The sequence below is a fragment of the Curtobacterium flaccumfaciens UCD-AKU genome, assembly GCF_000349565.1.
Taxonomy (GTDB): domain Bacteria; phylum Actinomycetota; class Actinomycetes; order Actinomycetales; family Microbacteriaceae; genus Curtobacterium; species Curtobacterium poinsettiae.
Genome location: NZ_KB714629.1, coordinates 175,220 through 184,173, shown reverse-complemented (window position 1 = coordinate 184,173; position 8,954 = coordinate 175,220). Strand labels below are relative to the sequence as shown.

Below are 8,954 nucleotides of genomic sequence, written 5' to 3'. Positions count from 1 at the left end.
CCGGCGTCGGCTCGTGCGGGGGAGACCATCACGGTGACGGTGGGTACTGCGTCTGCCGGTGACACGGTGAACGTGTGGTTGTTCTCGGAGCCGACGCTGATCGGCACGGCTGTGGTCGCTGCTGACGGGACGGTCCGGGTGACGATCCCTGCCGACACGGTGGCTGGTGCGCACCGGTTGGCGGTGACGGCTGCGGACGGCACGCTGATCGGGTGGACCCCGATCACGATCACCGCGGACGGGCAGCTCGCGTTCACGGGCGCCGCAGGGATGGGTGCCGGTGCGCTGGTGGCGTTCCTGTTGCTCGCGGCGGGTGCGGGTGTGCTGATCGTGCGTCGCCGCCGTCGGGCTGCGGCGGCGGAGTAGTCCCCACGCCCCACGTCGGGGCGATGAGTGTGCAGAAGACGTCGGGTTCGCGGTGCGGACCCGACGTCTTCTGCTCACCATGCGCGGTGGGCGCGACCGCGCGGCGGCCTGGAGGCGCGGTGCGGGGCCGCCCCGCGCCTCCAGGCCGGTGGGTGGCTGCGTTCAGTGCTCGGTGCCGTGCATGGTCTGGGTGTCGTCCTGACCGGGGATGGCGTCCTTCGTGGTCCAGCCGTACCAGCGGCCGTCGATCTCGGTGACCGCGCGACCGTCGCCGCAGGTGACGAGGCCCTTGGTCGGAAGACGCTCCGGCAGGAAGTCGGCGGTCATCGCCGTGCCGCCGTAGGACGTATCGAGCGGGGTGCAGGCGTCCACGTCGACGCCGTCCTTCGAGGCGAACCCGATGACGTACCCGGGCTGCGAGACGTGGAGGCGGACGTCGATGTCCTTCGCGTCCTCCGGCACCCACTGCGGCATGAAGAAGGCCAGGTCCTCGGACTCCCCGGAGTGCGGGGCGTCGGAGTACGTGTCGAAGTGCTTCTGCGGGGTCTTGTTCGGCACCATGTCCTGGATCGCGCTGCAGCCGGCGGTCAGCAGCAGGGCGGACACCGCAGCCGTGGTGGCGAGGGCGATCCGGAGGGTGCGGCGGGCGGTGGTGGGGCGCGTGTCGGTGCTCATGGATCCAGTCTCACGACGGACGCGTCGCTGAAACATCACGTGCGCACCCGGATGTGGTCGGGGGTTACCCCCACCCGCCACGCCGGACCACCCGTCGGTGATCGGCCCGCGCACCCGATCGTGACGCCGCAGTAGCGTCGGGGCATGCAGCAGGAGATCCTCCGGTACACCGCGTTCGCCGCCGAGCCGGGCGGCGGCAACCCCGCAGGGCTCGTGCTCGACGCGGCCGGACTGTCCGACGACCAGATGCTCGCGGTCGCCCGGCAGGTCGGGTACCCCGAGACCGCCTTCGTCGTGGGTGCGACGGCGACCGGGCCGCGGGTCCGCTACTTCTCGCCGAGCGCCGAGGTGCCGTTCTGCGGGCACGCCACCGTCGCGCTGGCCGTCGCGCTGGCCGAGCGCGAGGGGCCGGGCCGCCGGGTGTTCACGACCCTGGCCGGCGAGGTCACGCTCGATGCCACCGTCGGTGCGGACGGCTCGGTGCTGGTCGCGATGACGAGCGTCGAGCCGGCGACACGGGACATCGACCCGGTTCTGCTGGTGCGGCTGTTCGACCTGCTCGGGCTCTCGGCCGCGGACATCGCTCCGGGGTTCCCGGTGCTGGAGTCCTTCGCCGGCAACTGGCACCCGGTGCTCGTGCTGCACGACTACGAGCTGTTCCACCAGTTCCGGTTCGCGCCGGGGCCCCTGGCCGAGCTCAAGCGGGAGGCCGGCTGGGCGGGGACCGTCACGGTGCTGCACCGCACCGGCGACCGGGAGTACGAGGCCCGCAACCTGTTCCCCGCCTGGCGCATCACCGAGGACCCGGCGACGGGATCGGCAGCGGCGTCGGCCGGGGCGTACCTGCGGCAGATCGGTGCGGTGCAGCCGGGCGACCGCATCACGATCCGGCAGGGGCGGCACGTCGGGCGTCCGAGTCTGCTGCTCGTGGACGTGCCCCAGGCCGGTGGGATCACGGTGACGGGGAGCGCGACGCCGATCTCCTGACGGACGTTCCTTCCCAGAACGCACGCGATGGGAAGCGGAATCGGGCGTACCTGGTCGAAACGTCCGACCCGGTACGCCCGATTCGACCCGGCACGCCCGAATCCGCCAGGCAACCACTTGACACGGTTAAGTCAATACGGTGGACTAATCCTGCGCGCGGGCGATGGTGCCCGCGGACATCACCCGTGCAAAGGAGCACCGATGAAACGCACCCGCATCATCGCCGGACTCGCAGCTGTGGCCGTGGCCGCAGTCGGTCTGGCTGGCTGCTCGAGCTCGGGGTCCGCCTCGAGCGACACGATCAAGATCGCGTACCAGAAGTTCGGCGCCTTCCAGCAGCTCGACGCCCAGATGAAGGTCGTCAAGAAGCAGTACGAGAAGGACAACCCGGGCAAGAAGGTCACCCTCGTGCCCATCCAGGCGCAGGGCAACGACTACTACACCAAGCTCGCGCTCATGAACAAGGCGCCGGCCACCGCCCCGGACGTCATGTACGAGGACACGTTCCTCGTCAAGGCCGATGCCGAGGCGGGCTACCTGCTGCCACTCGACAAGTACACGGACAAGTGGGACGAGTGGGACCAGTTCTTCGACAACGCCAAGCAGGCCGGGCAGGGTGACGACGGCAAGATCTACGGCGTCCCCATGGGCACCGACACCCGAGCCCTCTGGTACAACAAGGACATCTTCAAGAAGGCCGGGCTCGACGTCCCGTGGAAGCCGAAGACGTGGGACGACGTGCTCGCGGCGGCGAAGACCATCAAGGAGAAGCAGCCCGACGTCATCCCGTTCAACATCTACTCGGGCAAGGCGCAGGGCGAGGCCTCGACCATGCAGGGCTTCGAGATGCTCCTGTACGGCGCCGACGGCTCCGGCAACACCCTGTACAAGGACAAGAAGTGGGTCACCGGCTCGAAGCAGTTCGAGGACTCGCTCAAGTTCGTGAAGGACGTCTACCAGGGCGGCCTCGGCCCGACACCGCAGCAGGCGCTCGACACGAACGTCGGCACGACCATCGCCCAGACGTGGCTGCCGAAGGGCAAGCTCGCGATCGACCTGGACGGTTCGTGGCAGTCCGGCACGTGGCTGAAGTCCGGCACGGCGCCGTGGCCCGAGTGGAACGACGTGATGGGCCAGGCACCCATGCCGACCCAGAACGGGCAGGCTCCCGGCTACAACTCGATGTCCGGCGGCTGGACCCTGGCGGTCGGCGCGAAGTCGAAGAACCCGCAGGCGGCGTTCGACTTCATCACGAGCTTCCTCGACAAGGACGGTTCGCTCAAGTACGACACCGAGAACAGCCAGATCGCCGTCCGGAAGGACGTCGCGGACGACCCGGAGTACACGGCGGCGAACCCGACGTTCAAGTTCTTCTCGGGACTGGTGGAGAACACCAACTTCCGCCCGGCGACGAGTGACTACTCGCAGGTGTCCAACGCGATCCAGGTCGCGATGGAAGCGGTCATGACCGGTCAGCAGTCGCCGAAGGACGCGGCTGCCGCCTACGACAAGGCCGTCACGCAGGTGGTCGGCAAGGAGAACACCGTCTCCGCTGGTTGACGGTCCGTCACCCACTGACGGACTGGAGGCGCGGGGCGGTCCCGCACCGCGCCTCTCCCAACCGCACGGCCGACGCGCCGCTCCGCAAGCTCCGCGGCGCGTCGGAACCGGCGGTCGGGGCCCAGTCCGTCCTTCCCCACCTTCGGAACCCCTCCGCACCCGGAAGGCACCCATCGTGTCCAGCACCCCCCTCGCGCCGACGCTGTCGGCGCCCGGTGCGCCGAAGCGCACCGATCCTCCCGTGCCGCGCAAGCGGCGACCACTGCGGAACGTCGGACGAGCCGTCCCGCTCCTGCCCGCCCTGGTCCTGCTCGTCATCTTCCTGCTCGGCCCGGTCATCTCGTCGTTCTACGGATCGTTCACCAACTCGGCCCTGACCGGTGCGAGTGCGGCCGACCAGCAGTTCGTCGGCTTCCAGAACTACGTCGAGCTGTTCCAGGACCCGGACTTCCCGAAGTCCGTCATCCTGACCATCGTCTTCCTGCTGGCCTCGGCCGTGGTGGGGCAGAACGTGCTCGGGCTCGGTCTGGCGCTGCTGATGCGCTCGGCGAACAAGGCCGTGCGGGCGATCGTCGGCACCTTCGTGGTGGCGGCGTGGGTCCTGCCCGAGATCGTGGCGTCCTTCGCGGCGTACGCGTTCTTCAACGACGAGGGGACGCTCAACACGTTCCTCGCGTCCATCGGGATCACCGGCGCGAACTGGCTCTACACGTACCCGATGCTCGCCGTGATCCTGGCGAACATCTGGCGCGGCACCGCGTTCTCGATGCTCGTCTACTCGGCCGCCGTGCAGGAGGTCCCCGAGGAGATCACCGAGTCCGCCGAGGTCGACGGCGCCACCGGCTGGCAGCGGCTCGTCTACATCACGCTCCCGGTGATCCGCCGGAGCATCTCGACGAACCTCATGCTCACGACGCTGCAGACCCTGTCCGTCTTCACGCTGATCTTCGTGATGACCGGCGGCGGCCCGGGCACGAACTCGTCGACCCTGCCGATCCTGGCGTACCAGGAGGCGTTCAAGTTCTCGCAGCTCGGCTTCGGGACGGCGATCGCGACCATCCTGCTCGTGGTGGGGGCGGTCTTCTCGATCATCTACATCCGAGCTCTCAAGCCGGAGGTGGACTGATGGCCATGACAGCCCCGTCCCTCGACCAGACCACGACCCGATCGGTGACCGCACCGGGGTCGATGCACATGACCTCGCCGCGCGGCCGCACCATGCGGTGGGTGTCGAACGTCGTGCTGCTCGTCATCGCGGTGTGCTTCGCGGTGCCGCTGCTCTGGCTCGTGCTCGCCTCGTTCGACACCCAGGCGTCGCTGTCGGTGAAGCTGCCGTCGCAGTTCACGCTCGACAACTTCGCCAAGGTGCTCACCCCCGAGCTGTCGTTCATCCCGCTCGCGAACAGTCTGCTGCTCTCCGGCGGCACCGCGGTCGTCACCGTGGTGTTCGCCCTGCTGGCCGCGTACCCGCTGTCCCGCTACAAGATGCGCGTCAACAAGCCGTTCCTGTACAGCATCCTGTTCGGCACCGGCCTGCCGATCACCGCGATGATGGTGCCCGTCTACGCGCTGTTCGTGTCGCTCAACCTGATCGACAACGTGTGGGGCTGCATCTTCTTCCTCGCCGCCACCAGCTTGCCGATGGCGATCTGGATGGCGAAGAACTTCATGGACTCGGTGCCGATCTCGCTCGAAGAGGCGGCGTGGACCGACGGCGCCTCGATGCTCACCACCCTGACCCGCATCGTGATCCCGCTCATGCGTCCGGGCATCGCGGTCGTGTTCATCTTCGTGTTCATCCAGGCGTGGGGGAACTTCTTCGTCCCGTTCGTCCTGCTGCTCTCGCCCGAGAAGGTGCCCGCCGCGGTGAGCATCTTCAACTTCTTCGGGCAGAACGGGGCCGTGGCGTACGGCCAGCTCGCCGCGTTCTCGATCGTCTACTCCGTGCCCGTCATCGCCCTCTACGTGATCGTGTCCCGAGGCCTCGGCGGCGGCAACGCCCTCGCCGGTGGCATCAAGGGCTGACGCCGGCCCCACCCCCGCAAGACACCGGTGTTCGCGCGTCGAACACCCGCGAACCGCGGTTCGATCCGCGAACACCGGTGTTCCGCGAACCAGAAAGGAAGCACATGCACCAGGACGAACCGCTCGTCGAGGCCCGGATCGCCCGCCTCGTGCGCGACCGTGTCGACCCCGCCGTCCTCCGTCGCTCGGCGCCGGTGACGATCGAGGCGTGGGAGGTGCCGGGCGAACCGGTGCCGTTCGACGCCGCCGTGGGCGAGACGTACACACCGTTCACGGTGGGATCGCACTGGGGCGGGCGCCCGTGGGGCACGACGTGGTTCCGGGTGACCGGCACCGTGCCGGCGGACTTCGGCACCGCGCAGGGGACCACAGCCGAGCTCCTCGTCGACCTGGGGTTCACCAAGCGGCAGCCCGGGTTCCAGGCCGAGGGACTCGCGTTCCGCGCCGACGGCTCCACGATCAAGGCGATCGAGCCGCGGAACGACACCGTGCCGCTCGAGGTCGGCCCGGGGGAGTCCTTCGAGCTCTGGATCGAGGCCGGGGCGAACCCCGACATCGGCGGCGACTCGTTCCAGGGGGCGACGCCGCTCGGCTCGCGCTCCACCGCCGGCGACGACCCCATCTACCGCCTGAAGGCCCTGGAGGTCGTCGAGCGGGACGACACCGTGTGGGAACTGCAGCAGGACCTCTGGGTGCTGCGCGGGCTGATGGCCGAGCTCCCCACCGACGGCACCCGCGGCGCCGACATCCTGCGCGCGCTCGAACGGGCCGCCGACGCCCTGGACCCGGACGACGTCGCCGGTACCGCCGCGGACGCCCGGCAGGTCCTGGCGCCCGTGCTCGCCGTCCCCGCCAGCCCCGCCGCCCACCGTGCCATCGCCGTCGGGCACGCCCACATCGACTCCGCCTGGCTGTGGCCCGTGCGCGAGACGAAGCGCAAGTGCGCCAGGACGTTCTCGAACGTGCTCGACCTGATGGACCGCGACCCCGACTTCACCTTCGCCTGCTCGTCCGCCCAGCAGTACGCGTGGATCCGCGACGAGTACCCCGAGGTCTTCGCGCGCATCAAGCAGCGCGTCGCCGAGGGCCGGTGGATCCCCGTCGGTGGCATGTGGGTCGAGTCGGACACCAACCTGCCCGGCGGTGAGGCCCTGGCCCGCCAGTTCGTCGCCGGCAAGCGCTTCTTCCTCGAGGAGTTCGGCATCGACACCCCCGAGGCCTGGCTCCCCGACTCGTTCGGCTACTCGGGCGCCCTGCCGCAGATCGTCCGCGCCGCCGGCTCGAAGTGGTTCGTCACCCAGAAGCCGTCGTGGAACGAGACGAACGTCATCCCGCACACCTCGTTCCACTGGGAGGGCATCGACGGCTCACGCGTCCTGACGCACCTGCCCCCGGCCGACACCTACAACTCCGACGTCTCACCGGCCGACCTGCGCCGCGGCGAACGGAACAACAAGGAGCGCGGCACCGCCAACACGTCGATGCTGCTGTACGGCTTCGGCGACGGTGGTGGCGGTCCCAGCCGCGAGATGGTCGGTGCCGCACACCGCCAGCACGACCTCGACGGGTCGCCGCACGTGACCCTCGGCACGCCGGCGCAGGTGTTCGAGCAGCTCGAAGCCGAGCTGCCGACGCCCGGGGTCTGGTCGGGGGAGATGTACCTGGAGTTCCACCGCGGCACCTACACGTCGCAGATCCGCACGAAGCAGGGCAACCGCCGCTCCGAGCACCTGCTGCGCGAAGCCGAGCTCTGGGCAGCGACGGCGGCCGTCCGGCTCGGCAGCGAGTACCCGTACGCCGAACTCGAGGACGCCTGGCACACCGTCCTGCTGCAGCAGTTCCACGACATCCTGCCGGGGTCGTCGATCGCGTGGGTGTACGAGAACGCCGAGGAGCAGTACGCCCGGGTCGCCGAGGTGCTCGAGGGGCTGATCGGGAGCGCGACGACGGCGCTCGCCGCAGGCGGGAGCGGTGCCGCTGCCGGCGCAGCCGACGACACCGCGTCGGTCGTGCGCTTCAACGCCTCGCCGGTCGCGGCGGGAGAGGTGACCGCCCTTGCAGGTTCGGTCGTCCACGCGCCGCGACCCGTGCCTCCCGTCCGGGCAGGCGACCGCTTCGTCTTCGACACCGGCGTCGTCACCGCGACCATCGACGCAGCCGGCCACGTCGTGTCCTTCGTCGACTCCGCGACCGGACGCGACGCGATCGCGCCAGGCGCGGCGGCGGCCGAGTACACGGTGTTCCGCGACACCCCGAACCAGTGGGAGGCCTGGGACATCGACCGCGCGTACCAGCGCAACGGCACGGTGCTGTCGGCGTCGTCGGTCGCGATCGCAGGCGACGCGCTCGTGGTCGAGCGGTCCTTCGGATCGTCGACGCTCACCACGCGCTACTCGGCGGTGCAGGGCGAACCCGAGCTGACCGTCGAGACCGAGGTCGACTGGCACGAGCACCAGAAGCTGCTGAAGCTCGCGTTCCCGATCGACGTGCTCGCGTCGTCGGCCTCGAGCGAGATCCAGTTCGGGCACATCGACCGGCCGACGCACCAGAACACCTCGTGGGACCACGCCCGGTTCGAGACCTCGGCGCACCGCTGGGTGCACGTCGCGGAGCCGGGGTTCGGGGTGGCCGTGGCCAACGACTCGACCTACGGCCACGACATCACGCGTGAGACCCGGGCGGACGGCGGGACCACCACGCTCGTACGGGAGTCGCTGCTGCGCGGACCGACGTTCCCGGACCCGAACGCCGACCAGGGGCACCACGTGTTCCGGACGGTGCTGCGGATCGGGGCCTCGGTGCTCGACGCCGCAGACTCCGGGTACCGGCTGAACCTGCCGGTGCGGAGCGTCCCCGGGTCGACCCCGATCGAGCCGCTCGTCACGGTGTCGTCGCCGCAGGTGTTCGTCGAGGCCGTCAAGCTCGCCGAGGACCGCTCCGGCGACGTCGTCGTGCGGCTGTACGAGGGGCTCGGGGGCCGGGCGACGGACGTCGGGGTGGCCTTCGGGTTCGACGTCGAGTCGGTGTCGCAGGTCGACCTGCTCGAGCGGCCGCTGGAGCGCTCGTGGTCGGCCGGTCAGGCAGTCGCGTTGACCTTGCGTCCGTTCGAGATCGTGACGCTGCGCGTGCGTCGGGCCTGAGGCAGCGGGCCCGGCGCACTGCTGGGAGGGACCACGGCGCCGGACGGGACACGGGTGCGTTCCGTTCGGCGCCGTGTTGTGCGCGGGGCTGGCCGGGTGGAATCGGGCGTGGCTGGTCGAATCGGGCGTACCTGGTCGGAACTTCCGGCCAGGTACGCCCGATCCCGCTTGGCATCGCGCCCGTTCTGGGAAGGAACGTCA

The 8,954-nt window shown here is 69.8% G+C and carries 7 protein-coding genes; 6 read left to right on the top strand and 1 reads right to left on the bottom strand.

Features of this window, described 5'->3' with window-relative positions:
• A partial coding sequence (locus H489_RS0119685; protein ID WP_031260257.1) for an LPXTG cell wall anchor domain-containing protein occupies positions 1–366 on the top strand: 366 nt, incomplete at its 5' end.
• Between the two features lie 162 nt (positions 367–528).
• On the opposite strand, the gene H489_RS33055 is transcribed toward H489_RS0119685, so the two are convergent.
• On the bottom strand, positions 529–1,041 hold the full coding sequence (locus H489_RS33055; protein ID WP_017888134.1) for a hypothetical protein: 513 nt from the start codon (positions 1,039–1,041) through the stop codon (positions 529–531).
• A gap of 144 nt (positions 1,042–1,185) precedes the next feature.
• Between H489_RS33055 and H489_RS33050 the strand changes: the two genes are divergently transcribed.
• The 5 genes from H489_RS33050 to H489_RS33030 all read left to right on the top strand — a co-directional run bounded on the left by H489_RS33050 (position 1,186) and on the right by H489_RS33030 (position 8,753).
• A complete protein-coding gene (locus H489_RS33050; RefSeq protein ID WP_017888133.1) occupies positions 1,186–2,028 on the top strand; it encodes a PhzF family phenazine biosynthesis protein in 843 nt (280 codons plus the stop codon).
• Positions 2,029–2,229: 201 nt separating this feature from the next.
• The gene (locus tag H489_RS33045; RefSeq protein WP_017888132.1) at positions 2,230–3,588 is read left to right on the top strand and encodes an extracellular solute-binding protein; all 1,359 of its coding nucleotides are present in this window, start codon (positions 2,230–2,232) and stop codon (positions 3,586–3,588) included.
• A 175-nt stretch (positions 3,589–3,763) separates the two neighbouring features.
• Positions 3,764–4,714: a carbohydrate ABC transporter permease gene (locus H489_RS33040; RefSeq protein ID WP_017888131.1), complete on the top strand. Its 951-nt coding sequence runs from the start codon at positions 3,764–3,766 to the stop codon at positions 4,712–4,714.
• 5 nt (positions 4,715–4,719) lie between these two features.
• Positions 4,720–5,613 (top strand): carbohydrate ABC transporter permease, encoded by an 894-nt coding sequence (locus H489_RS33035; protein WP_371830315.1) that lies wholly within the window; start codon positions 4,720–4,722, stop codon positions 5,611–5,613.
• A 104-nt stretch (positions 5,614–5,717) separates the two neighbouring features.
• Positions 5,718–8,753, top strand: a complete 3,036-nt coding sequence (locus H489_RS33030) for an alpha-mannosidase (protein WP_017888129.1) — start codon at positions 5,718–5,720, stop codon at positions 8,751–8,753.
• Positions 8,754–8,954 lie beyond the last annotated feature (201 nt).